Annotated in this window: 20 protein-coding genes and 2 tRNA genes; 6 read left to right on the forward strand and 16 right to left on the reverse strand. The window is 61.2% G+C overall.

Going from position 1 to position 24643, the window contains the following annotated elements; genetic code table 11:
- Positions 1-21 precede the first annotated feature (21 nt).
- A complete protein-coding gene (locus GYM67_RS05240; protein WP_220235938.1) occupies positions 22-1014 on the reverse strand; it encodes a LacI family DNA-binding transcriptional regulator in 993 nt (330 codons plus the stop codon).
- 238 nt (positions 1015-1252) lie between these two features.
- On the opposite strand from GYM67_RS05240, the gene pta reads away from it, so the two are divergent.
- Both pta and GYM67_RS05250 read left to right on the forward strand, forming a co-directional pair.
- Complete coding sequence (gene pta, locus GYM67_RS05245; protein ID WP_220235939.1) at positions 1253-2962, forward strand: phosphate acetyltransferase; 1710 nt, start codon at positions 1253-1255, stop codon at positions 2960-2962.
- 207 nt (positions 2963-3169) lie between these two features.
- On the forward strand, positions 3170-4396 hold the full coding sequence (locus GYM67_RS05250) for an acetate/propionate family kinase (RefSeq protein WP_220235940.1): 1227 nt from the start codon (positions 3170-3172) through the stop codon (positions 4394-4396).
- A 139-nt stretch (positions 4397-4535) separates the two neighbouring features.
- On the opposite strand, the gene hisN is transcribed toward GYM67_RS05250, so the two are convergent.
- On the reverse strand, positions 4536-5336 hold the full coding sequence (hisN, locus tag GYM67_RS05255) for a histidinol-phosphatase (RefSeq protein WP_220235941.1): 801 nt from the start codon (positions 5334-5336) through the stop codon (positions 4536-4538).
- A gap of 32 nt (positions 5337-5368) precedes the next feature.
- On the reverse strand, positions 5369-6724 hold the full coding sequence (gene aroA, locus GYM67_RS05260; protein ID WP_396020005.1) for a 3-phosphoshikimate 1-carboxyvinyltransferase: 1356 nt from the start codon (positions 6722-6724) through the stop codon (positions 5369-5371).
- A 118-nt stretch (positions 6725-6842) separates the two neighbouring features.
- Here aroA and GYM67_RS05265 point away from each other — a divergent pair.
- A tRNA-Pro gene (locus GYM67_RS05265) sits at positions 6843-6916 on the forward strand.
- Between the two features lie 726 nt (positions 6917-7642).
- Here the strand turns inward: GYM67_RS05265 and GYM67_RS05270 are convergent.
- From GYM67_RS05270 to GYM67_RS05295, 6 genes are all read right to left on the reverse strand, one after another.
- On the reverse strand, positions 7643-7801 hold the full coding sequence (locus GYM67_RS05270; RefSeq protein WP_220235943.1) for a hypothetical protein: 159 nt from the start codon (positions 7799-7801) through the stop codon (positions 7643-7645).
- Between the two features lie 69 nt (positions 7802-7870).
- Complete coding sequence (locus tag GYM67_RS05275; protein ID WP_220235944.1) at positions 7871-8584, reverse strand: NUDIX hydrolase; 714 nt, start codon at positions 8582-8584, stop codon at positions 7871-7873.
- A 35-nt stretch (positions 8585-8619) separates the two neighbouring features.
- Positions 8620-9537 carry a Nif3-like dinuclear metal center hexameric protein gene (locus GYM67_RS05280; protein WP_220235945.1) on the reverse strand — a complete coding sequence of 306 codons (918 nt, stop codon included), beginning with the start codon at positions 9535-9537 and terminating at the stop codon, positions 8620-8622.
- 48 nt (positions 9538-9585) lie between these two features.
- Positions 9586-12480, reverse strand: coding sequence for a DNA polymerase I (gene polA, locus GYM67_RS05285; protein ID WP_220235946.1), 2895 nt, complete (start codon positions 12478-12480; stop codon positions 9586-9588).
- 7 nt (positions 12481-12487) lie between these two features.
- The gene (locus GYM67_RS05290; RefSeq protein ID WP_396019981.1) at positions 12488-13135 is read right to left on the reverse strand and encodes an ANTAR domain-containing response regulator; all 648 of its coding nucleotides are present in this window, start codon (positions 13133-13135) and stop codon (positions 12488-12490) included.
- A gap of 49 nt (positions 13136-13184) precedes the next feature.
- A tRNA-Leu gene (locus GYM67_RS05295) sits at positions 13185-13258 on the reverse strand.
- A gap of 121 nt (positions 13259-13379) precedes the next feature.
- On the opposite strand from GYM67_RS05295, the gene GYM67_RS05300 reads away from it, so the two are divergent.
- Positions 13380-13973: an NUDIX domain-containing protein gene (locus tag GYM67_RS05300; protein WP_220237420.1), complete on the forward strand. Its 594-nt coding sequence runs from the start codon at positions 13380-13382 to the stop codon at positions 13971-13973.
- Positions 13974-14124: 151 nt separating this feature from the next.
- On the opposite strand, the gene pyk is transcribed toward GYM67_RS05300, so the two are convergent.
- From pyk to GYM67_RS05330, 6 genes are all read right to left on the reverse strand, one after another.
- Positions 14125-15567, reverse strand: a complete 1443-nt coding sequence (gene pyk, locus GYM67_RS05305) for a pyruvate kinase (RefSeq protein ID WP_220235948.1) — start codon at positions 15565-15567, stop codon at positions 14125-14127.
- A 114-nt stretch (positions 15568-15681) separates the two neighbouring features.
- Positions 15682-16680, reverse strand: a complete 999-nt coding sequence (locus tag GYM67_RS05310) for a TerC family protein (protein ID WP_220235949.1) — start codon at positions 16678-16680, stop codon at positions 15682-15684.
- A gap of 161 nt (positions 16681-16841) precedes the next feature.
- Positions 16842-18953, reverse strand: coding sequence for an excinuclease ABC subunit UvrB (uvrB, locus tag GYM67_RS05315; RefSeq protein WP_220235950.1), 2112 nt, complete (start codon positions 18951-18953; stop codon positions 16842-16844).
- 39 nt (positions 18954-18992) lie between these two features.
- Positions 18993-19625, reverse strand: a complete 633-nt coding sequence (gene coaE / locus GYM67_RS05320; protein WP_258561600.1) for a dephospho-CoA kinase — start codon at positions 19623-19625, stop codon at positions 18993-18995.
- 86 nt (positions 19626-19711) lie between these two features.
- On the reverse strand, positions 19712-21217 hold the full coding sequence (rpsA, locus tag GYM67_RS05325; protein ID WP_220235952.1) for a 30S ribosomal protein S1: 1506 nt from the start codon (positions 21215-21217) through the stop codon (positions 19712-19714).
- 102 nt (positions 21218-21319) lie between these two features.
- Positions 21320-22240, reverse strand: coding sequence for a bifunctional methylenetetrahydrofolate dehydrogenase/methenyltetrahydrofolate cyclohydrolase (locus tag GYM67_RS05330; RefSeq protein WP_220235953.1), 921 nt, complete (start codon positions 22238-22240; stop codon positions 21320-21322).
- A 212-nt stretch (positions 22241-22452) separates the two neighbouring features.
- Between GYM67_RS05330 and GYM67_RS05335 the strand changes: the two genes are divergently transcribed.
- Both GYM67_RS05335 and GYM67_RS05340 read left to right on the forward strand, forming a co-directional pair.
- Complete coding sequence (locus tag GYM67_RS05335; protein ID WP_220235954.1) at positions 22453-23328, forward strand: ABC transporter ATP-binding protein; 876 nt, start codon at positions 22453-22455, stop codon at positions 23326-23328.
- Positions 23325-24152, forward strand: a complete 828-nt coding sequence (locus tag GYM67_RS05340; RefSeq protein ID WP_220235955.1) for a metal ABC transporter permease — start codon at positions 23325-23327, stop codon at positions 24150-24152. The genes GYM67_RS05335 and GYM67_RS05340 overlap by 4 nt, the downstream gene beginning before the upstream one ends.
- 6 nt (positions 24153-24158) lie before the next feature.
- Here the strand turns inward: GYM67_RS05340 and GYM67_RS05345 are convergent, their stop codons facing one another.
- The gene (locus GYM67_RS05345; protein ID WP_220235956.1) at positions 24159-24638 is read right to left on the reverse strand and encodes a 2-C-methyl-D-erythritol 2,4-cyclodiphosphate synthase; all 480 of its coding nucleotides are present in this window, start codon (positions 24636-24638) and stop codon (positions 24159-24161) included.
- Between the last annotated feature and the right edge of the window lie 5 nt (positions 24639-24643).

Genomic DNA, 24643 nt, shown 5'->3' on the forward strand with positions numbered 1-24643 from the left:
CCAGGAGGCGAGCGGCAGGGTCTAGGCCTTGATATGGCTGGGGGCCCTGCTTGTGCTCGCCCGTTCTATCAATACGGTGGAGACGCTGCTTGCCGTCGAGCAATGATCTGCAAGGTGAAGAATCTCGTTGATGAGCATTTGGGCAGCCTGATAGCCCATTTCGGCATGAGGGATCTGAATGGTGGTCAGGGATGGTGCCATGAACCGACCGATCGGATTATCGTCAATGCCCACCACCGAAACCTTGCCAGGCACCGCAATTCCGCGTTCATGCAGAAACCGTATAAAACTAATGGCGATGTCGTCATTGAAAGCCAGTACGGCATCCGTCGGGCGTGTCATGAACGAATCATAAACTCCGGCTCTGTTTTCGTCACAGGGGTATGCGCATGGAAGCACTTTAAATTCAAGGCCTTGCCCTCGGGCGGATTTAGCAGCGGCACGCAGCCTGACGACATTCTGCCAGGAGTTCTCAGGGCCCTGCATATAGGATAAGGAACGGCATCCATTCATTCGCAGGCTTCTTACCGCCTGATCGATGCTGGCCGACTCGTCCACCCAGATCGAAGCGATCCCCGGCACCACTCTGTTGAGCGCGACAATTGGCTTATAGGCCGCGAAGTGGCGGATCTGGGCATCCGAAAGCCTGGAGGAACCAAGGATGAGTCCATCTACATGGCCGAGAGCGCCTCTGATGGTACCGGCTTCCTGCGCTACGCTTTCCTGTGTATCTAGTACAAACAGACCGAACTTGTGCAAATGGCAGGATGCCTCTATTCCCCTGGCAATCCTGGCCGAGACGATGTTCTCCAGATCAGTCACCACCGCAGCCAAGAACCCCTGGAGGCGGCTGACAGCCGGGGCATCCACAATCTGCTGATTGTAGCCCAGCCGTTTTGCTGTTTCCACCACATGGTTTCTGGTCTTCAGCGCAACCCTGCCAGGCCGGGAGAAGACCCTGGATGCGGTTGACAGGGAAACGCCTGCCGACTGGGCAACCTGTGTCAAGGTCACATCGGTCAACTCTTCCCTCGTTCCCTCCTTTGGAAGAGTCCCAGTACCGATGCGACGCATATACCAAATATAGGAATTCCACCTCATGTCCTCTTGGGCATTTCACTCAGTTGCATCGATCCTTGCAAACGCATGATTGCTGACTTCCAGACCCTGGTCTGGCTGCGCAGGCATCGCAGGTGTTGCATCAGACACCTATACTGGTAAAGGTTGTGAACGAAGCAGTCACACGAGACATATGAACAGGAGAGGCACAGTGAGCCCTGCAAGCATCACCATCATCAGTCCGGAGGCGGCCAAGGGCCGCAATGTCGTGGCCTACGGTCTGACCAAGGCCCTTTCATCCCGAATGAAGACAGCCATCCTACGTCCAGTGGCCTGCCGCAAGGAGATGCTGACTGATACCCTTATCGCTGCCAGCAGCTCCCCTGAGCTGAGCGCTGAGATCTGCCGCGGCACCTGCCCGTGCAAGGCCACCCAGGACGCGAGCCAAACCCGCGCGGATGCCCTGGTCATCCATGATCGAGTTGTCGCCCAGACCAGACCCGATATGCTCCTGGTCGTGGGCAGCGACCACTCAAAGGTCTTCGACCCGGAAATCATGGGCCTGAACGCTGACATCGCTGCCGATCTGCGCTCCCCCGTCCTCCTTGTAGTGTGCACCATCGGCCGTGAGCCCAGGCAGGTCATGAAGACCGTCCAGGCCTGCCGCAGGACCGTCGAGGCCAGTGGCACCGCCCTTGCCGGTGTGTTCGTCTCCGGTTGCGAAGACGGCCAGAAAGGGCCCTTGCAGGAAGCCTTTGGGAATTACGATCGCCCTGTATGGACAGTTTCCAAGATTGACTTCGATGCCGACCCCGCTGCCAAGCAGGTTCATGAAGAGGCCTACCGGGCCTTCATCAAGGATGTCGACTTGGACCAGGTGCTCAAGGCTGTAGAGGAGTCGAAGCCCCAAGTGACCACCCCGGCGGCCTTCCAGAACGACCTTCTGGCACGCGCCAAGAGCAGCAAGAAGACCATCGTTCTGCCCGAAGGCGGCGAGGACCGCATCATCAAGGCTGCCGACTATCTCTTGGCACGCGACATTGTCGACCTGATCATCGTAGGCGACAAGCAGGCCATCCTGGCACGAGGCCAGGAACTGGGACTGAACAACCTCGGCAAGGCCGCCTTCCAAGCCATGGACGATGAGAATGTCCTGAAGCCGATGACCGAACGACTCTGCGAACTTAGAGCCAAGAAAGGCATGACCCACGCCCAGGCCCGCAAGCAGCTAACTGATGCCTCCTACTTCGGGACCATGCTGGTCGTCTTGGGCAAGGCTGACGGTCTGGTCTCCGGCTCCATCAACTCTACGGCCAACACAGTGCGTCCGGCCCTCCAGGTCATCAAGACCAGGCCCGATGCCTCCTTGGTTTCCGGAGCCTTCCTGATGTGTTTCCACGACCATGTGGCAGTCTTCGCCGACTGCGCCATCAACCTGAACCCCAATGCGGAACAGCTTGCCGACATCGCCATCCAGTCGGCCCAGACGGCAAAGTCCTTCGGAATCGACCCCAAGGTGGGCATGCTCTCTTATTCCACGCTAGGTTCTGGCAAGGGCCCTGATGTGGACTTGGTCGAGGAGGCCACTCGCCTGGCCAAGAAGAAGGCCCCTGACCTGCCCATAGTCGGTTCCATCCAGTTTGACGCAGCCTGGTCGCCCACCGTGGCGGCCGCCAAGGCCAAGGACGATCCGGTTGCAGGAAAAGTCAATGTTTTCGTCTTCCCCGACCTGAGCGCAGGCAACATTTGTTACAAGGCCGTCCAGCGCACTTCGGGCGCCCTGGCGATCGGGCCGGTACTGCAGGGGCTGAACCGGCCCGTCAACGACCTGTCCCGCGGTGCCTTGGTGGCGGACATCATCAACACAGTGGCGCTGACTGCCATCGAAGCTCAGCAGAACTGATCCATAGCCGATCCGTCACCAAGGTCGTAGGGCCATGCATGAGAGGGCGCAATCCCCTGTGGATTGGGCCCTCTCATGCTGCTGCAGACGATCTGGTCCATCCGTAGGAAAAGCGCGGTTCCAAGCCTTTTGTAAGGGCCGATGAGTAATCTTGAAGACTGATTGAGGAGCGCAGGCTCTATACAAGCACATCAGGAGGATGCCCTAATGGCGAAAACCGTCCTAGTCATCAATTCGGGTTCAAGCTCGATCAAGTACCAGCTGGTCGATCTGGAGACCAGCCAGAGCCTGGCCTCGGGTCTGGTCGAGAAGATCGGCGAGCCCACCGACGGCCATTACAAGCACGAGGTCAACGGCGAGAAGCATGAGCTCGAAGAGCCCATCCACGACCATGAGACCGGACTCAAGCGAGTCCTGGGCTTCTTCAAGGAGTATGGTCCCGATCTGGACAAGGCGGGGATCATCGCCGTCGGCCACAGGGTCGTCCAGGGCGGAGCCATTTTCCCCAAGCCCGCGCTGCTGACCACGAAGACCCTGAGCCAGGTCAAGGATCTGGCCGTGCTGGCCCCCCTGCACAACGGCCCCGAGGCAGAGGGCGCCGAGGTCATGAGCCGACTGATGCCGCAGACCCCGCAGGTCTTCGTCTTCGACTCCTCCTTCTTCTTCGAACTGCCCAAGAAGGCCTCCACCTACGCCCTCAACAAGGACATCGCCAAGCAGTACCACATCCGTCGCTATGGCGCTCACGGAACCAGCCATCATTATGTGGGCCAGCTGGTTCCCGGCCTGCTGGGCAAGCCTGCGGAAGGCCTGCGCCAGATCGTCCTGCACATCGGCAACGGGGCCTCCGCTTCGGCGCAGGTCTCCGGGCATCCTGTCGAGACCTCCATGGGCCTGACTCCCCTGGAGGGCCTGGTCATGGGCGGTCGCACTGGCGACATCGACCCCGCCGTTGTCTTCCACCTGATCCGCAATGCCCACATGAGCGTGGACGAACTGGACACTCTCTTCAATAAGCGCTCCGGCATGACCGGCCTGACCGGTTACGGCGACATGCGCGAGGTCCACCGGCTGATTGCCGAGGGCGACGAGGATGCCAAACTGGCCCTGGACATCTACATCCACCGCATTGTCGGCTACATCGGCAACTACACGGCCCAGATGGGTGGCCTGGATGCCATCACCTTCACAGCTGGCGTGGGCGAAAACGATGAAATCGTGCGCCGCCGGGTTATCGAGCAGCTGGAGCCCTTCGGCGTGAAGCTGGACCAGGAGAAGAACGACCAGCGTTCCAAGGAGGCGCGGATCATTTCGACCCCCGACAGCACGGTCGCCGTCTGCGTCATCCCCACCAACGAGGAGCTCTCCATCGCCCGCCAGGCCGAGGTCGTCGCCAGCCAGGGCGATGCCTACGGCAACAAGTTTCAGGCCTGACCGCTGACCTGACCTGTCCTCTCAATCTGATTCTTGGTCGGTCAAATGATGGATGATTGAGATCCGGGTTTTGCCTTAAGAACCAAGAAGGCCGGTGACCACAACAATGTGCATGTGGTCACCGGCCTTCTTGTATATGTCAGTCGCCCAGAGCCTCCAGGGCCTCCTTGTGCAGAAGACCGTTGCTGGCAAGGCCATTGCCACCCCAGGGACCCGGGTTGCCTGCCAAGTCAGTGAAGCTGCCACCTGCTTCGGTCACGATGGGAACCAGCGCGCCCATGTCATAGAGGTCCAGTTCCGGCTCGGCCGCCAGGTCGATGGCACCCTGGGCCAATAGCATATACTGCCAGAAATCGCCGAATCCACGCAGCCGCCAAATCCGGTCAGTCAGGTCGAGAAGCCGCTCCTGGCGGCCTATGGCCTTCCAGCCGGTCAGTGATGACAAGGACATGGAGGCGTCTTCCATCCGGTCCACTTTTGATACGTGGATGACCTCGGGAGATCCACCCTGACGTGCCATATAGGCTCCCTGCCCCTGTGCGGCGTACCAGCGGGTGCCCAACATGGGGGCCGATACTGCACCGACCATCATCTGATGGTCTGCCTCCAAGCCGATCAGGGTCGCCCATACCGGGACCCCGCGCACATAGTTCTTGGTCCCGTCAATCGGATCGATGATCCACCGTCTGCCGTTGGATTTCTGCTTTCCCAGCTCCTCGGCATAAATGGTATCGTTCGGCCTGGCCAGGGCTAAAACGCGACGAATCACCGCCTCCGCCTCTTTGTCAGCCTGAGTGACCGGGGTGTTGTCCGCCTTGCGTTCCACCTGGAGATCCGGCGACTTGAAGTAGCCCATGGTGACCTGATCCGCCTGGTCGGCCATGGCGATGGCCAGATCCAAATCCTCCTGCCAGGTCTGCCTTTCAGCCTCAGCATTCATAACACGGCTCCTTTCGCTCGAATCGCTGCGGCTCAACCTTGGCCCTCGCCCTCCAGCATCCGCTTCCACATACCCGGGAAGTCGGGCATGGTCTTGGCTGTGGTGCCGATGTCGCGCACTCGGATGCCGGGTATCTTGAGCCCAATCATGGCGGCAAACGTGGCCATGCGATGGTCAGCATAGGTCTCCATGACAGCCCCGTGCATACGCTGAACAGGCACGGGCTCAATGGCCAGGCCATCGACAAGTTCGCTGGCTTGTCCGCCTATTCTGGTGATTTCCGTGGCTAGTGCCTTCAGCCGGTTGGTCTCATGACCGCGCAGGTGACCGATGCCGTGCAGGCGGCTAGGCCCATCGGCAAAAACCAGGATAGCCGCAAGAGAGGGCACTATCTCGCCCGCCAGGGAAAGGTCGAAGTCACCGAGTCCATGAATCGCTTCCTCGCCCATCACCTTGCAGGTGGTACTGTCCTGCCCGCCGGGAGCCATCTCTACCTGCGCGCCCATAGTCTCCAGATATCCGGGAAGCAACCCACCTGGCTGGGTGGTATGGTCTGGCCAGTTGGGCACACTGACTTGCCCGCCTCCTATCAGAGCCGCTCCCAGGAAGGGGGCCGCATTCGACAGATCAGGCTCCACCTGTACCTGATCGGGCAGCTGTGTCCCAGCAGATCCTCTGCCTTCAACGCTCCACCTGCAACTGTCAGGGTTGGCCTGGACCTGGACTCCGGCTTGACGCAGGTCCTCAACGGTCATAGCAATGTGTGGAAGACTGGGAAGATGCTGGCCGGAGTGGACGATGGTCATGGTGCCATCAGCCCTGGCAGCCAGAAGCAGGAGACCGGAAATAAACTGCGAGGACGCCGAAGAGTCTATGGCCACTTCCATGCCCGCCAAGCGATCCGGCGGCGTGAGCACAAAGGGCAGGTAGCCCTCATGGCCCAGGTACTCGATCCTGGCTCCCAGCTGGGTTAGCCCGTCCAGCAGGGGCCTCATGGGGCGGCGATACGCCTGTTTGTCCCCGTCAAAGCGGGTGGGACCATCAGCCAGCATGGCCAGGCCCGGCACGAACCTCATGACAGTTCCTGCCAGCCCGCAGTCCACCCGAGCGCCACCGCGGAAACATCCGCCTGCCGGTGGAACGACCGTCACATTCGTAGGGTCGTCCGAATCAACCCGACAGTCCACACCGAGGGCCTCCAGGGCCCGAATCATCAGGTTCGTATCACGCGACCTGAGCAGACCGGTCAGTCTGACGGTGCGGCTTCCCAGGGCTGCCAGAATCAGATATCTGTTCGAGAGGGACTTGCTTCCCGGTATGGTCACCGTTGCGTCCAAGGGGCCACCCGTCTGCGGCGCCGCCCATGTCTCTTCCACTGTCATAGTCACCATGGTAACCGCAGGCGCAGAGCTGTTCCCTTCCCCTGCTCACCCCTGCAGGATCGGCTGGGACCCGACCCTGTGCTATATTGATACATTGTGCCCGTACAGTGATATCTATGGGCGCCGGGCTATAGCGCAGCTTGGTAGCGCGCCTGCTTTGGGTGCAGGATGTCGCCGGTTCAAATCCGGCTAGCCCGACTTTGCATTTGTCCATGACGGGAGTAGGGTCCCTGGCGTTCATGCACAGCAATCCCACAAGGAAAATCACGAGAGCCAGAAAATCTGTCAGACTCGCATAAATGGACATGGTGATGGCGATGCCGACCAGATTGCCCAGCGTCAGAAATATCATCTGCCCCAGAGGCGCCCCGATCATCATGAGCACCACTCCCATAGTCGCGACCAGGTGGGCCTCATTCACCGCACTGATGAGCATGGTCATAAACGGCGGGTTGATTGTGCCGAGGAGATCGTTGATGGCCAGGAGCGGAATAAAGGGCAGGGCAGGAATGCGTAACCAGACTAGGTTGACCCCTACCACGGAAGCTGCGGCCATGACGCCGGTCAGCAGGTGGGCCAAGGGCAGCCGCCGGGGTTCAAGCGAACCCACAGGGCAGTCGACCAGCAACATGACAGCGAGGGTCATGGCCGCTCGGCCGCTCGTGCGGCCAATGGCCAGGAACAGGCCTCTCAGCGCCAAAGCTGAGGCCGCCTCCGCCAGCCCTCCGAGGATGCAGGGTCATAGCCTGCTCTTTTTTAGTTCCAGTTTCAGCAGCTTCTTCATATAGTCGCTCGGTGGCCTCCTGGCCCTTATTAACGAGCTCGGCACGCTGGCCTGCAGGCTGACCCTGCCGTCCGCAACGACCATCAAACGGTTAGCAGTGCGCAGCACCTCGTAGAGGAAGCGGCTTGAGCAGCCAGGCTTCACAGGCTGTCTCGCAGCTTTCCGATGGCTGCAGGGTCCAGTCCGTTGAGAGGTTCGTCCAGCAGGTAAAGGGTCATCATGTATCTGGCCAAGATCAGCCCCTGCCTCATGCCTATGGAATAATTGCGATGCTCTTCTGGATCCTTCGGCGTGCCCATGCGGTGCTTCTCTCCCCATCGGTGCATCAATGCCTGATAAGAGGCTATCTTGCCACTGGTATGTTTTGCCTATCTGCTCATAGCTCTTGCCGACTTGACCTCAACCTTCTGCAAACGACGGATAGCCTCATGCTGGATGGCCACCACAGCCTTGGCATCGGCGATTCCAGCCGCACAGAGCTCCTGCCAGGAGACCCAGGCCGACTGGATATGCTCGCCTGGGTCAAAGTCGGTGGATCCCTGATGCCAGCGACGCAGATGTAGGATCATGATGTGTCCGAGCTCGTCGCTCATGCCCAAGGATGAGTAGACATCGGGAGCGGCATCGATCCAGCCGTCCTCCGGATCCAAGTGGCTTTCAGAGCCCTGAGCACCCTCGGACCCGGGCACCAGACCAGTCTCCTCGCGAAGCTCGCGCAGGACGGCCTTGACCGGGCTCTCCCCTGGGTCGATGAAGCCGGCTGGCAGGCCGAATACGTAGCCCTGGGCGCCCACCCGGTACTCGCGGGTCAACAGATAGGCATCGGCAGCGCAGTCGTGCACCAGCATGACCACGCAGGGGGCGTGGCGGATGAGCTGTCTGTCGATGGTCTCCTTGGAACCGTCACGCCGGAACATGGCCACCTGCTGCTGGTCAATAACGAATATCGGGCCGCGGAAGACCTCCCTGTCATCCATCAGCTCGGGGGCGCGGGTCATATCAATGCCCTTGGGCCCCTGTCCATCCCGGTCCGCCAGTCTGGCAGCCAAACGTGCCTGCAGGGCCTGTGCTTTATCGCTCATGCAATCACTCTTCCTCAACCGTCAACCCTCAGCAGTCAGCGCACCACCATGGTCCAGGGATCGGTGACCTTGGATGAGACCTCCACCTGCGGACGAACACCGGTAGCCGTCTCCAGGGCCCTGGCAATGTCTCCCCTGGCGTAGCGGAACCAGAGGCTCTCGATGGCCGAGTGCGGGGTGTTGATCAGCATGGGCCTGGGCTGATTGGGCCGATCGGCCAGCCGAGCCTCATAAAGGGCCTGCTGGTAGGCGTCCGTGGCAGGATGATGGCGCAGATCGCTGGTGATATATACATCGGCTCCCGTGGACCGAACCAGGTCGAATTCGGAATCCCCCGAGCCGGGCAGCAAGGCGACCGTTGAGACCACGGCCTCGGACAGACCGACCGCCTGAAGACCCAGAGCCGTCCTGGGCAAGACGTCTGCCACTGCATGGACCAAATCCTCAAATGGCGTGGGCCCCGGAAGTCGGCCCCAACGACCCAGGCCCACCTGGATCCCCAGATCGGCGTGCAGATCACGTTTTGAGACCGGCTGAGGGGCCAGCGGTCTCGCCTCCTGCAGATCCAGGGCATCGGCAGCCGCATGTGCCACGCCACGGTAGGCGGCATCGGCATTGGTATGCCCCACCCAAAGCCCGCAACGGCCCTCAATAAGTCTGGTTACCATATCCCCGCGGAAGTCCAGGCCGGAAACCTGGTGAACCGACCTGAAGAAGAGCGGATGGTGGGTGATCAGCAGGTCGGCTCTGTGGTCCAGAGCCTCCTGTATCACATCGAGCCGAGGGTCCACAGCGCACCAGATCCGTCTGACTGGCCAGGACGGGTCCCCCGCCACCAAACCTGGATGGTCCCAGTCCTCCGCGTAGTCCAGAGGATAGAGCCTCTCCAGCAGATCCACCACCTTGCCCAGAGGCACCGAAGGCCTCTGAACCTCATCCTGTTCATCAGGCATGTCGATCCCTCCTCGGATCCTACCAGGCCCAGGCCACCCCATATCAGGTTAGTGAGCAGCCAGTTCCCAGTCCTGGCCGATGCCCGTGGACACGTCCAGAGGCACGGCCAATTCAACGGCATGTTCCATGGAATCCTTGACCAGCTTGGTGGCCTTGCCGGTCTCGCCGGGAGCTATCTCCACCAGCAGCTCATCGTGGATCTGCAGCGAGATGCGGCTCTTGAGCCCCTGGTCGGACAAAGCACGGCTGGCCTTGATCATGGCAATCTTCATGATGTCGGCGGCCGACCCCTGGATAGGCGCGTTCAGGGCAGCTCTTTCAGCGGCTTCTCGAATGGGACGCCGCTTGGATCGCAGCCCAGGGAAGTAGCGCCGCCGCCCGAACATGGTCTCGGTATAGCCCTTCTCCCGGGCATCGGCCACCAGGGATTCCAGGTACTCATGCACCTTGCCGAAAGTGGCGAAGTACTTGGCGCGCAACACGTCGGCAGCGGCCGGGCTGATCTTGAGCTGTTGGGCCAGGCCGTAGGTGCTCAGTCCATAGGCCAGGCCGTAGCTCATGGCCTTCACATGGGAGCGCTGGTCCCCGGTAACCTCCTCCATGGGGATGTCGTAGACCAGACTGGCCACATACCGGTGGAAGTCGGCACCCGACTTGAAAGCGTCAATCAGCGCCTTGTCACCGGAAAGATGGGCCATGATCCGCAGCTCCACCTGGGAGTAGTCCGAGGAGAGCAGCGCCTCATACCCGCTGCCGGGCACGAAGGCCGAGCGGATCTCGCGGCCCCGGGCATCCCGGTTGGGAATGTTCTGCAGGTTGGGATCGACCGAGCTCAGCCGGCCAGTGGCAGCCACGGTCTGCTCGTAGGTGGTGTGCAGCCGCCCATCCCGGGGATTGACCGCCTCGCGCAGAGTCTGCACAATCTGCTTGAGCTTATTGGTCTCTCTGTGCTTGAGCAGCGCACCCAGGAAGTCATTGGCCCGCTCATTGTTGACCGACTTGATGTACAGGTCCTGCAGGACCGAAACATTGGTCGAATAGGAGCCGGTCTTGGTCCTGTGGGTGGGCACCAGTCCCATGTCGTCAAAAAGCACCTTGCTCAGCTGTTTGGGGCTTTGCAGGTTGACACGGCTGCCAGCCTTATCCCAGGCGATTTCCTGAGCCTGGCGGGCCTCTGCGGCGAACCGGTCGTGCATCTCCTTCAGACGGGCATCGTCCACCTTAGCGCCCTCGGTCTCCATCTGCGCAAGGACTGCGGAGGTGGGCAGCTCTATGGTGCGCAGCAGGCCGTACTGATGGCGCTCGTCCATCAGCCCCTGCAGACGCTCGGAGACCATCATGACATACTGTGCCTGGCGAAGAATCCGAGTCCCCCGCCTACGCTCATCCTCATCCTCTCGCCCGTCCAGGGCCAGGGCCCCCTGTGTGGCTTGAGGCTCCTCCTCTACGGGGATGGCCAGGAAATGGGCGACAGCCTGTTCCAGATTGTCGGCATGGAAATCAGGCTCAGCCAGATAGCCTGCCAGCTTAGTGTCGAACAAGGGCAAGGACATGTGCAGCCCCTGGCTCTCCAAGAAGTGCAGATGCTCCTTGTAACCATGGACCACGCAGGTGCCGATCCGCTGGTCAATCAGCTCCTGTATAGCGGCACGCATGCCTTCGTCAATGTCTTTCGCCATGAGGACCAGACCGTGGCCGTCCATGGAGAGAATGACCAGCTCTTCCAGGCCGTAGTCGCCGTGCTTGGCCCAGCCGATGGCGTGAAGAACCCAGTGCTCCTTCATGGCCTCGCTGCAACGCATGGCATCCTGATCGGAGTCGCCGATGTCCTTGACATTGTCCAAGGAATCAGCCATGGCCTTGACATGGTCCGCCGAGCGTCGGCAAAGGGCCTTATTCGGCAGATGCTTCTCGCACCATTCCCGCAGCTGGTCGGCGGACTCCGCCTTATCGCGCTTGGGCTGGGAGAACTCCTCCTGCTTGTCGCTGACATCGACCAGTGCCGAGGCCGGAGAGTAATCATAATCAGCAACCGTATTGAATCCGCGCAGGATCTTCTTGCGGGTCTGCGGGCCGAACTGCAGCTGCTCGAAGATGGGCAGGACCTGATCCGTATGGATGGTGCCGAAACGCAGGTCCTCCACTTTCACGCCCAGATCCAAGTCGCGCACCAGGGCGTTGACCTTCCGGTTGAGCCGCACCTGGTCTGCGTTCTCCGCCAGGGCCTGGCCCTTCTTGCCACCGATTTCGTCAGCGTGGTCCAGAATGGAATCCAGCGATCCGTACTTGTTGATCCACTTGGCGGCATAACCGTCGCCGACGCCCGGTACGCCGGGGATGTTGTCGGCTCCCTCGCCGCGCATGGCGGCCAAATCCGGGTACTGCTCCGGGGTCACCTTGTAGCGGTCCATGATGGCCTGAGGCGTCATGTGCTTGAGGTTCTTGAAGTGGTGGCCCGGGTAGAGCACGGTGATGTCGTCGTCCACCAGCTGGAAGGCATCCCTGTCCCCGGACAGGACCAAGGTCTTGAATCCGGCCTGCTCCCCCATGGTGGCCAGCGTGCCGATGATGTCGTCGCCCTCATAGCCGGGCTTCTCGATATAGGTGATGCCCAGGCCTTTGAGCAGGTCCTGGATCAGGGGCAGCTGGCTCAGCAGCTCCTTGGGTGCGGCCTCACGGGTGCCTTTGTACTGGGGCAGCATCGCATTGCGGAAAGTACCCCCCTTGACGTCAAAGGCAACGCCCATATGAGTGGGCTTCTCCTTGGCCATGACATCCGCCAGCATGGTGGCAAATCCCCACACCGCGTTGGTGGGCTGTCCAGTCGAAGTGGTGAAACTCTCGACCGGAAGGGCATAGAAGGCCCGGAAGGCCAGCGAATGTCCATCGACGACCAGCAGAGTGCGGCCGTCCTTGTCCTGCTTCTTCGTCTGGTCTTCCATAAGAGGGCTAACGGTCGTTCTGGTTGGCCACGTTGTTGATGACCACGTCGGCCACCTCCTGCATGGTCAGCCTGCGGTCCATGGAGGTCTTCTGAATCCAGCGGAAGGCTTCAGACTCGGTCATCCCCATGCTCTCCATCAGCAGACCCTTGGCCCGGTCCACCCGCTTGCGGGCCTCAAAGCGGGCCTTCATGTCGGTGACCTCGTCCTTCAGGGCGTTTATCTGGTCAAAGCGGGAGATGGCCACCTCAAGGGCCGGCAGCAGCTTCTCAGGAGCGAAGGGCTTGACCACGTAGGCCATGGCTCCAGCATCAGCCGCCTTTTCGACCAGGCTCTGCTGGGAGAACGCCGTCAGCATAACCACCGGAGCCAGATTCTCCTTGCCGATCTCAGTGGCGGCGGTAATGCCGTCAGTGCCGGGCATCTTCACATCCATAACCACTACGTCGGGCCTCAGCTCACGGGTCAGATCAATGGCCTCCTGGCCGCTGGCCGCCTGGCCGACCACGTCATAGCCGGCATCCTCGAGAGCTTCGACGGTATCGAGCCTGATCAAAGCCTCATCCTCCGCCACAACCACGGTCCGCACTTCGGGGGAATCGCTGCGGTTCTTACTCTCTGAAGCCACTTTCAACCTCGTTTCCTGAAAGTCCACCCGAACTTCACCGTAAACCGATGAGGGACGGATGGGGTTCGCTTTATCGTGCCCCCGGTGAGACTCGAACTCACACTGCACGGATTTTGAGGCCGTTTCCTCTACCAATTGGGATACGGGGGCTTTTCATTACCACAGAGAATGTACCATACTTTGACGACGACGCAAGGCTATTCGTGTTGAATCTGCCTTAGAATGAAGACAGTTATGTACACAGGCACATCAGCAGTCGAAGGAGAGCATGATGACCACTCAAATCTATCGACGGTTCGATCCTTGGCGCACCTCCCCTGTCCAGGAGAAGGCCCGCAAGCAAATTATGGACAGCCACTATTTCAGCGTCGACAGGGTCACCTTTGAATCCAGCGACAATCAGATTTTCGATCGCAGCATCGTCAGCGAGAAGCATGGAGACACCATCGCCGTCCTGGCCATCACCGACGACGGAAGGATGCCACTGGTTGAGCAGTACCGTCTGCCCATCCACCGCTGGACTCTTGAGCTGCCAGCGGGACATCCGCTCAACGACAAGGAAGCTCCCATCGATGTAGCCACTAGACGACTGCGTGAGGAGGCCGGGTACAAGGCTGCCTCCCTTAACCAGTTCGCCAGGTTCATCAACACCCCCAGCTTCTCCACGCAGCACACCACCCTCTTCTATGCCCAGGGCCTGACCCCGGTCCAGCCGACTAGCCTGGCACCGGAGACCCCCCATCAGAATGTGCGACTCTTCACTGTTGATGAGGCCTACGACATGGTGATTGCAGGGACCATACTGGACGCCAAGACCACCATCGCCATCCTGCGGGCGAAGATCGGACTGTCCGATTTGCACTGAGGCAGGAACCACCGCATAGCGAACCGGCGGCCTCTCCCCTACCTGACGAGCGGGGGAAAGATCACCGGTTACTTGTTCTATCAGTGCCGAGTGAACCTGGCTGCCGCCTGCCTAGCCTGTTCAGTCGGCAGCCAGGCGGCGGGCCGGAGAATCATTCGTTGGCACCTACCGTGTGCACGTAGATGCAGTCGGTGTTTCCTGGCTCATACTCGCCCTGAGCGCTGCTGAGCACCACCAGGCAATCGCCGTCGGAGACCTTGCCCTCCTTCTTCAGGGTGGCATCCACGAAGGCCATGAGGCCTGCACGGTTGAAGTCGTGGTAGTCCTGTTCGCACATGAAGGCCTCGGTGCCCCAGCTCAGGGCCAGCCAATGATAGGTGTGCTCATTGGTGGTCAGCGCGTAGATGGGGGCAGCCGGACGCTCACGGGAGACGCGGTGCACGGTGTTGCCGGTCTGAGTGAAGGCCACGATGGCCTTGGCGTTGATCTTGTCAGCCAGGTCCACGGCAGCGGAGGAGACTGCACCGGAGTTGGACATATCCAGGTTGTGCATGGCCGGGATGCGGTCGAACCCATGGGTGGTGGCGTACTCGGAGATCCGGGCCATGGTGGAGACCGTAGTGTCAGGATAGTCACCCACGGCGGTCTCGTTGGAGGTCATGGTGGCGTCGGCGCCGTCCAGGACGGCGTTGGCGCAGTCTGAGGCCTCGGCGCGGCTGGGAATGGGCGAATGAACCATGGAGCCCAGGACCTCAGTGGCGACGATGACCGGCTTGGCATACTGACGGGCCAGCTCGATGCAACGCTTGGTCACCAGGGGGACCTGCTCGAAAGGCATCTCCACAGCCATATCGCCGCGGGCCACCATGATGCCGTCGAAGGCCTTCACGATCTCCTCCAGGTTCTCGACTGCCTGGGGCTTCTCGATCTTGGCCACGATGGGGATGCGACGACCCTCCTCATCCATAATTTCGTGAGCGCGGTCGATGTCGGTGGCGAAGCGGACGAATGACATGGCGATGATGTCGGCACCGGTGCGGATGCCCCAGCGCAGGTCCTCCTCATCCTTGGGGGTCAGTGCCGGCAGGCTCACGGCCACGCCGGGCAGATTGATGCCCTTGTGGGAAGAGACCGGACCAGCTACGACCACCTTGGTATGAACCTGGTTGCCCTCAACCTTGGTGACCTCCAGACGGACCTTGCCGTCATCGATCAGGATGGGATCGCCGGGATGGCAATCCCCGGGCAGCCCCTTGAAGGTGGTGGAGGTCATGTGCTCGTCACCCTCGACATCGTCGGTGGTGATGGTGAACTCCTGGCCCTCCTTCAGGATGACCTTGTCTTCACCCTGCTCGTTCTTCTTGAACCAGCCGCAACGAATCTTGGGGCCCTGCAGATCGACCAAGGCCGCAACGTTGCGTCCAGTCTCCTTGCTGGCCTGACGCACGTTGTTGTAAACCTTCAGATGATCTTCCGGGGTGCCGTGGGACCGGTTGAGCCTGGCCACATCCATGCCGGCCTTGACCAGCTTGGTGATGTTTTCCAGCGACTCCGAAGCCGGCCCGATGGTATCGACGATCTTGGCTTTGCGCATATGCTACCTGCCTGTTCTTTTTCTTGTTTACCGTTCTATTGTACAGACTCAGGCTGATAGGGACCAATAATTTCCGTTAGCGTTAACAACCCTTGTGGCTCAAGGCTTTACTTATTATTTCTCTCCCTGCGAGACTGCTTGAGAAGACTGATGGCGGCTTTTGAGCACTGAAGCCAAGGCCGCGATGCCTACGGCCAGGACGATGATCAGCAGGGATACCCAGGTAGGTATGTCCGGTACTGCTTCCAAGGGCTGCCCACCATTGATGAAAGGCAGCGTGTTGCCGTGTAGAGCCTCCATAATCAGCTTGACACCGATGAAAGCCAGGACCACAGCCAGCCCCAGGGGCAGATACTCCAGCTTGTCCAGCAGGGATCCCAACAGGAAGTAGAGCTGCTGAAGGCCCAGCAGGGCGAAGACATTGGAAGTGAAGACGATGAAGGGGTCCTTGGTCAGTCCAAAGATGGCCGGAATGGAGTCAAAGGCGAACATGACATCGGTGGTGCCGATGGCCAGGAAGACCACCAGCATGGGCGTGAAGCAGCGTTTGCCCTCAAAGGTGGTCCGCAGATGCTCACCGTCGTAATGACTGGTGATGGGAATGACCCGACGCAGGACCCTGATCAGCCCGTTCTCGTGGTACTCCTCCTGTTTGCCCCGGCTGGAGACCATGTTCCAGGCGGTATAGAGCAGGAAGAAGCCGAAGATGAAGAAGACCCAGGTAAAGCGGGTGATCAGCGCTGTCCCGGCCAGGATGAAGACGCCGCGCAGCAGCAGGGCGATGGCGATGCCGACGCTGAGCACATAGCGCTGAAGACGTAAAGGCACGGCGAAATTGCTCATAATAATGACGAAGACGAAAAGGTTGTCGATGCTGAGCGAGTACTCGGTCAGCCAGCCCGAGTAGAACTCGATAGCCGGCTTGGAACCGGCAACCTTCCAAATCAACGCCCCGAAAATCAGGGCCATGACCACGAAGAAGCCGATATGCCGCACGCATTCGCCAGTCGAAGGCACATGCGGCCGCCGCCCGATCACCAAAAGATCAACCACGAAGAAGATGGCCAGCACAACCAGGCTCACAACCATAAACGGCAGAGGTGTTTCGGACATATCACCAGACTCTAGCGGCAAGATACGACGTGCTCATCTCCCCCGCCCGTATGTCAGAACTCCTCACAGACGGCAGTCTGCAATCAGGGCTTGTGATGTCTTGTCCCACATCACAGTCCCACGACACAGTCGTGTAGGGACCACTGGCCGAAAGGCCAAACTTACTTTTTCGCCTCGGTCATCTGCCGCAGCTCTTTCTTCAGATCCTTGATCTCATCGCGCAGACGGGCTGCAAGCTCGAACTGCAGCTGTTGCGCAGCCGTGTGCATCTGGTCGCTCAGCTGACGGATCAGGTCGGCAAGGTCCTGAGCCGGCAGACCAGCCTGGAGAATCTCCTGATGCCGCTTGTCGGCCTCCTCCTTGTCGTAGAGGGGCACACCCAAATGGGAGTTGCCAGCCTTGTTGGCATTCCGGTAGCCACCCGCCAGCAGGGTCTGGGTGTCCACATCCTCCTTCGCCAGCATGTCATTGACGTCGCTGATCTTCTTGATCAGCGGCTTGGGGTCCACGCCGTGCTCCTTGTTGTAGGCAATCTGCTTGGCCCGGCGACGGTTGGTCTCGCTGATGGCCTTGTCCATGGAGTCGGTGACCTCGTCGGCATACATGATGACCTTGCCGGACACATTCCTGGCCGCACGGCCGATGGTCTGGATCAGTGAACGGTAGGAGCGAAGGAAGCCCTCCTTGTCCGCATCCAGAATAGCCACCAGGGAGACCTCGGGCAGGTCCAGCCCCTCACGCAGGAGGTTGATGCCCACAATGACGTCGATCTTGCCTTCGCGCAGCTCCCGCAGGAGCTCCACCCGCCGCAGGGTGTCCACGTCTGAGTGCAGGTACTCCACCTTGATGTCTCGCTCCAGCAGGTAGTCGGTCAGGTCCTCGGCCATCTTCTTGGTCAGCGTGGTCACCAGGACCCGCTCGTGACGGGCCACTCGGGCCTTGATCTCGTCCAGGAGGTCGTCCACCTGGCCCTTGACAGGCCTCACCTCCACCTCGGGATCCAGCAGACCGGTGGGCCGGATGACCTGCTCCACCACCCCGTCGGACAGACCCATCTCATAGTCGCCCGGCGTTGCCGACAAATAGACGGTCTGGCCAACCTTGTCCAGAAACTCAGGCCACTTCAGCGGACGGTTGTCCATGGCCGAAGGCAGCCGGAAGCCATGCTCGACCAGGGTCCGCTTGCGGCTGGCATCCCCCTCGTACATGGCTCCGATCTGGGGAACGGTCACATGGGATTCGTCGATGACCAGCAGGAAGTCATCAGGGAAGAAGTCCAGCAGAGTGTGGGGCGGCGTCCCGGGTTCGCGCCCGTCGAAGTGGCGGGAGTAGTTCTCGACCCCGGAACAGGTGCCGATCTGGGTGAGCATCTCCAGGTCGTAGGTGGTGCGCATGGTCAACCTCTGGGCCTCCAGCTCCTTGCCCTGCTTGCGCAGCTGGCCCACACGCCAGTCCAGCTCCTCCTTGATGGTCTTCAAGGCGCGCTCCATCCGCTCGGGACCTGCCACATAGTGGGAGGCGGGGAAGATATGCACGGAGGTCTCGTGGGCAATCTCGTCGCCGGTCAGCGGGTGCAGGGTGGAGATGCGGTCGATCTCGTCGCCGAAGAACTCGATGCGGACGGCCAGCTCCTCATAGACGGGGATGATCTCGACCGTGTCGCCGCGCACGCGGAAGGTGCCTCGGGTGAAGGCGATGTCGTTGCGCTTGTACTGCATGTCCACGAACTTGCGCAACAGGTCGTCCCGGTTGATCCTGTCCCCCTCGTGCAGGAAGAGCATGCGCCCGGCGTACTCCTCGGGCGTGCCCAAGCCGTAGATGCAGGAGACGGTGGCCACCACCACGCAGTCGCGCCTGGTCAGCAGGTTGGCCGTGGCGGCGTGCCGGAGCCGCTCCACGTCGTCGTTGATGTTGGAGTCCTTCTCGATATAGGTATCCGTCTGAGGGATGTAGGCCTCAGGCTGGTAGTAGTCGTAGTAGGAGACGAAGTAGGAGACCGCATTGTCGGGCATCAGCTCGCGGAACTCGGCGCAGAGCTGGGCGGCCAGGGTCTTGTTGGGTTCCAGAATCAGGGTAGGCCGCTGCAGACGCTCAATCAGCCAGGCCGTGGTCGCGGTCTTGCCGGTGCCGGTGGCGCCCATGAGCACCACGTCGTTCTCGCCGTTCTCGATCCGCGTGGCCAGTTCCTCGATGGCCTCTGGCTGGTCGCCGGAGGGCTTATAGGGAGACTTGACCACGAAGGGCTTGTCGGTCCGCTCAATATTGAACCCCATGAAACTCCCTTCCAGGATGCGTCATCCGCCTAAGGCCCCTCAGTCGCTGTGCGAGGACTCCTGGGCCAGGACCTGTAGCTCTTTATATATTCTATCAACAAACTCGAACATTTGTTCGATAGGCTGGGACCCGTCAACAAGCAGATCGGCCTGAGCGCGTCGCGAACTGCTGCTGCTCTGGGAACCGATGCGCTCAACAGCCTGGCTTGGCGTCATATGCCGCTGATTCACCATACGCGCAATCCTCACCTGGCTTGGAGCCTCCACCACCAAGACTCTGTCGAAATGAAAGGGAATGGTCGAGCCCACTTCTGTCAGCAGGGGCACCTCATGGACCACCACCTCGGAGCCGTCCAGCCAGGGCTGCTCGGCCTTGGCGGCCAAGTCATAGACCAGCGGATGGATGATGTCGTCCAAGTCCCGGCGATCCTGGTCGGCTGTCGGACCGCCGAAGACCCGTGCCGCCAAAGCCGACCTGTCCACTCCACCATGGCCGTCCCCGCATCCTAAACCGAACCTCTCCAGCACCGGCCTTACGCCGGGTCCGCCCGGAGCGATGACCTCGTGGGAGAGCCGATCGTAATCGATGACCCTGGCCCCGTCCTGAGCCAGCCGAGCCGCCACCGTGCTCTTGCCGGCCGCAATCCCGCCAGTCAATCCTACACGTATCATCACGACCTCCCGCTTATACCTTATGGCAGCACATACAAATGGAGGGGCCCGACCGAGGCCGGACCCCTCCATTTACCGCTTAACGCTCACTTCTTTTCCTTGAGCAGCTGCTCGCGCAGGGCGGCCAGCTGGTCGTCGGAGGCCAAAGTGCCCTCGGAGCTGGACTCCGAGCTGTAGTTGGTGGTCTCCTCGGAGTTCTGACGGCGGGAGCGGGAACCGGCGGCAGGCGTCTGGGAGGACCGGCTGTCCTCAGCAGCCGAAGCCTCGGCGTTCTCCAGCTCCTTGGCCACGAAGGCCTTGTGCTGCTCCCAGAGGTCGTGGGCGGCCGCATACTGGGACTCCCACTCCTCCCGCTGCTTCTCGTAGCCGGCGATCCACTCGTTGCTCTCGGGGTCGAAGCCCTCGGGGTACTTGTAGTTGCCGTCCTCGTCGTACTCGGCAGGCATGCCATAGATGGCCGGGTCGAAGTCCTCGGAGGTCGGGTCGACAGAGTCGTCGGCCTGCTTGAGGGACAGGGAGATGCGGCGGCGATCCAAGTCGACGTCGATGACCTTGACGAAGATCTCCTCGCCCTGCTTGACCACGGTCTCGGGGTTCTCCACGTGGCGGTTGGCCAGCTCGGAGATGTGGACCAGGCCCTCAATGCCGTCCTCGACGGAGACGAAGACACCGAACTGCACGATCTTGGTGACCTTGCCCTTGACGATCTGCCCGGGCACGTGGGTTCGTGCGAAGCGCTGCCAAGGATCTTCCTGGGTGGCCTTAAGGGACAGCGAGATGCGCTCGCGGTCCATATCGACATCCAGCACCTCGACGGTGACCTTGTCGCCCACCTTGACGACCTCGCTGGGGTGGTCGATGTGCTTCCAAGAGAGCTCGGAGACGTGGATCAGGCCGTCCACGCCGCCCAGGTCGACGAAGGCGCCGAAGTTGACGATGGAGCTGACCGTACCCTCGCGGATCTGGCCCTTCTTGAGCTGGGCCATGAAGGTCTCGCGCACCTCGGACTGAGTCTCCTCCAGGTACTGGCGGCGGGAGAGGACCACGTTGTTGCGGTTCTTGTCCAGCTCCAGGATCTTGGCCTTGATCTTCTGCCCGATGTAGGGGGACAGGTCGCGCACGCGGCGCATCTCGACCAGGGATGCGGGCAGGAAGCCACGCAGGCCGATGTCGACGATGAGCCCGCCCTTGACGGCCTCGATGACGGTGCCCTCAACGACGCCGTCAGCCTCCTTGATCTTCTCGATGTCGCCCCAGGCGCGCTCGTACTGGGCACGCTTCTTGGACAGGATCAGGCGGCCTTCCTTGTCCTCCTTGGTGACGACCAAAGCCTCGATGGTGTCACCGACCTGGACCACATCGTCGGGATCGACATCCTTCTTGATGGAAAGCTCGCGGGAGGGAATCACGCCCTCGGTCTTGTAACCGATGTCTAGCAGAACCTCGTCATGGTCGATCTTAACGACCGTCCCCTCGACCAGATCCCCATCGTCGAAGTTCTTGATGGTGGAATCGACTGCCTTGATGAAGTCTTCCTCGGACCCGATGTCATTGACCGCGACCTGGGGGACTTCCTTCTTGTTCTCTGCCATTAATTAAATTGTTTCTTGTATAGTTGGTGGATATTTTTCCGTATTGAGTTATGTGTTCCCGCCGGCAGGCGCGAACATTTTCCATGATAGGAGACACCACGGTCATTGTCGCCGGGAGACCTCGGGCGTGTCGCAGGCAGGGATCCCGGCGGCCCGCTCAGCGGATTCGACCACATTGGCCAGAAGCATGGCCCGGGTCATGGGCCCCACCCCGCCGGGATTGGGCGTGTAGGCGGCTGCAGGCAGCCTGGCTGCCGGATCGATGTCGCCCCTGACCCGCCAGCGCCCCTCCTGCTGATCCCAGATCCGGGAGACGCCTACATCCACCAGGACGGCACCCTGGCGAACCTGGTCGGGACCAACTAGCCCGGCTTGTCCTACGGCTGCGATGATCACGTCAGCCCTGCGCAGATGGGCGTCAATATCCCCGGTGCGGGTATGGCAGAGGGTCACGGTGGCATCAACCCCGCGGTTGGTCAGGAGCAGCCCGATAGTGCGGCCCACGGTCAATCCTCGGCCCAACACGCAGACCTCCTTGCCGGCCATGTCAATCCCGTAATGGTCCAGCAGATACAGGATCCCCCGCGGGGTGCAGGGCAGGGGGGTCCTCACCCGGCCGTCGGTATGCAGGACCAGCTGGCCCAAGTTGTATGGATGCATGCCGTCGGCGTCCTTGACTGGATCGATGCGATCGATGATTTCAGCGGGATCCACGCCCTTGGGCAGTGGCAGCTGGACGATGTAGCCGGTGCAGTCAGGATCCTGGTTGAGCTGATCCACCGCAGCAAGAATCCGCTCCTTGCCGGCCTCAGCGGGCAGATCAATCCTGATCGACCTGATGCCCACCTGATTGCAGTCCCGGTGCTTGCCCTCCACGTATTTAAGCGAGCCAGGGTCCTCCCCCACCAGGATGGTCCCCAGGCCGGGAGTGCGTCCCATGGCCGTCAACTTCGCCACGCGAGCGCGCAGGTCCTGCTTGAGTTCCGCAGCCGCCGCCTTTCCGTCCAGTTTCACTGCAGTCAAAACATCTCCATCATCCAAGCGGGCGCAAACCCTTGTCGAAATCGTATGAGCCAGCCTAGCGCAGATTCTTCCCCGACCGGAACCGCCGTCCAAGAGCCGGTTCGGAAAAACTCGACTACTGAAGTTGCGCGCTGTCCCCTCCCCAACGATAATGAGAATCATACTCAATAAGAGCAGAACCACTGACTGAAACCACTGCCGAGAGGGATGCCATGGATAAGGACAGGGATGGAACATCCACGCAGGCCTGCATCATCTTCGACCATGCTGCCATCCGGCGATCCGGACGGCTGATCTGGTCGGAGGGGACCTTCGCCATACCCTCGGGAACAGTGACCGCCATCGTGGGCACCAACGGCACCGGCAAGACCAGTATGATGCAGGCCGAGCTTGGTCTGCTCCCCCTGGATGCAGGCAGTCTGCAAGTCCTGGGGCAGACAGCCGGACAAGCCAACAACCGCATTGGCTACGTGCCTCAGAGCTACACCTCTGATATCGACTCCAACCTGACGGCCGAGCAGTCCGTCCTGCTGGGGCTGACCGGCACCCGCTTCGGCATTCACCCCGTTACCCGGCAGGACCGCGAGCGCGCCAGAAAGGCCATGCGCTTCGTCGGCGTGGAGGACCGGGCCCACCTACGCCTGTCCCAGCTCTCCGGCGGCCTGCGCCAGCGGGTGGCCATCGCCCAGGCCCTGGTCTGCGATCCTGATCTGCTCATGCTGGACGAGCCCCTGGCCAATCTGGACCTGGCCGGGCAGCGCGCCACCGTCCACCTGCTGGCACAGCTCAACAGCCGTCTGGGCATGACCATCCAGGTGGTGGCCCATGACCTGAACATGCTGCTTCCTGTGCTGACCGGGGCGGTCTACCTGCTGGACGGGCACCCCCACTACGCCCGCATGGACGACGTACTGGACTCGGACCTGCTTACCCACCTCTACGGCACCAAGGTGGAGGTGGTCACCACTCCCCAGGGGGACATGTTCGTGGCCCCCGATATGGACGAGCCGATCGGACCCGTCCACAATCGCTATCAACCCAGCCAGGTGGCCCGCCTGCACGGGGCTGACCGGGAAAGGACCTCATGACCACACCAGTCTTCGACCCCCATTGGATGGAGATCCTCGCCGCCCCCTTCATGCGCGACGCCATGGTGGCTGGCCTGTGCATCGCCGTAGCCGCCGGAGCCATGGGTTACTTCACCATCGCCAGACACTCCACCTTCGCCGCCCATGCCCTGGCCCACATCGGCCTGCCCGGCGCCACGGGGGCCGTCCTGCTGGGGCTGCCGGTCTCTGCCGGAATGGGCCTGTTCGCCCTGGGCGGGGCACTGGTCATCGGCGCCCTGGGCAAGCGGGCCTCCCAGCGGGAGATCGCCACGGGCACGGTTTTGGCCTTCGCCACCGGCCTAGGGCTCTTTTTCGCCAGGATGTCCAGCTCGGCCTCCCAGCAGATGCAGGCCATCCTCTTCGGATCCATCCTGACCATCACCCGAGGGCAGGTCGTCGGCTTCATAATCTTCGACGCAATCCTGCTGATCCTTCTGGCCCTGATCTACCGGCCCTTGCTTTTCAGCTCCCTGGATGAGCAGGTGGCCCAGGCCCGCGGCGTGCCCATCGGGCTGATGAACCTGACCTTCATGGCCATCATGGCCGGGGTCATCACCATCGCCGTACCTGCAGTGGGGACCCTGCTCATCTTCGCCCTGGTCGTCACCCCGGCGGCCACGGCCAACATTCTGGTAGCCTCTCCCCTGCGGGCCATGCTCCTGTCAGGATTGATCTGCCTGGCTTCCATCTGGGGAGGCCTGGTTATTTCGGCCATGGTGCCTGCTCCACCCAGCTTCATCATCGTGACCCTGTCCACCCTCTTCTGGGCTCTGGCCAAGGGATGGGCGGCCTTGCGCGCCTGATGCCGGTCAGTCCACCAGAGCGGTGGCCATGACGGCGATACCCTCGTCGTGACCGGTAAAGCCCATGCCATCAGTGGTGGTGGCGGTCAGCCGAACCGGAGCCCCGACAGCCTGACTCATGGCCTGCTGGGCCAGGCGACGACGGGAGGCAATTCTTGGGCGCTGGCCGACTATGACCAGGGAGGCGTTGAGCAGCCTGCGATCGTGTCCATGCAGGCAGCCCATGGTCTTCTCCAGCATGGCTGCCCCATGCATGCCCACACCAGGGGACTGCGATCCCAGGCCGAACAGGGTGCCGATGTCGCCCAGATCGGCGGCTGACAAGATGGCATCAATCAGGGCATGGGCGGCCGCATCGCCGTCAGAATCGCCCAGCAGGCCAGGGGTTCCGTCATTCCAGGACAGGCAGGCCAGCCAGAGGGGACGCCCGCCAGTCGGGTCGAAGCGGTGGGCATCAAAGCCCAGTCCAACGCTTGGATGGCCCATGACCG

It is taken from the genome of Bifidobacterium asteroides (assembly GCF_019469425.1).
Classification (GTDB): domain Bacteria; phylum Actinomycetota; class Actinomycetes; order Actinomycetales; family Bifidobacteriaceae; genus Bombiscardovia; species Bombiscardovia asteroides_I.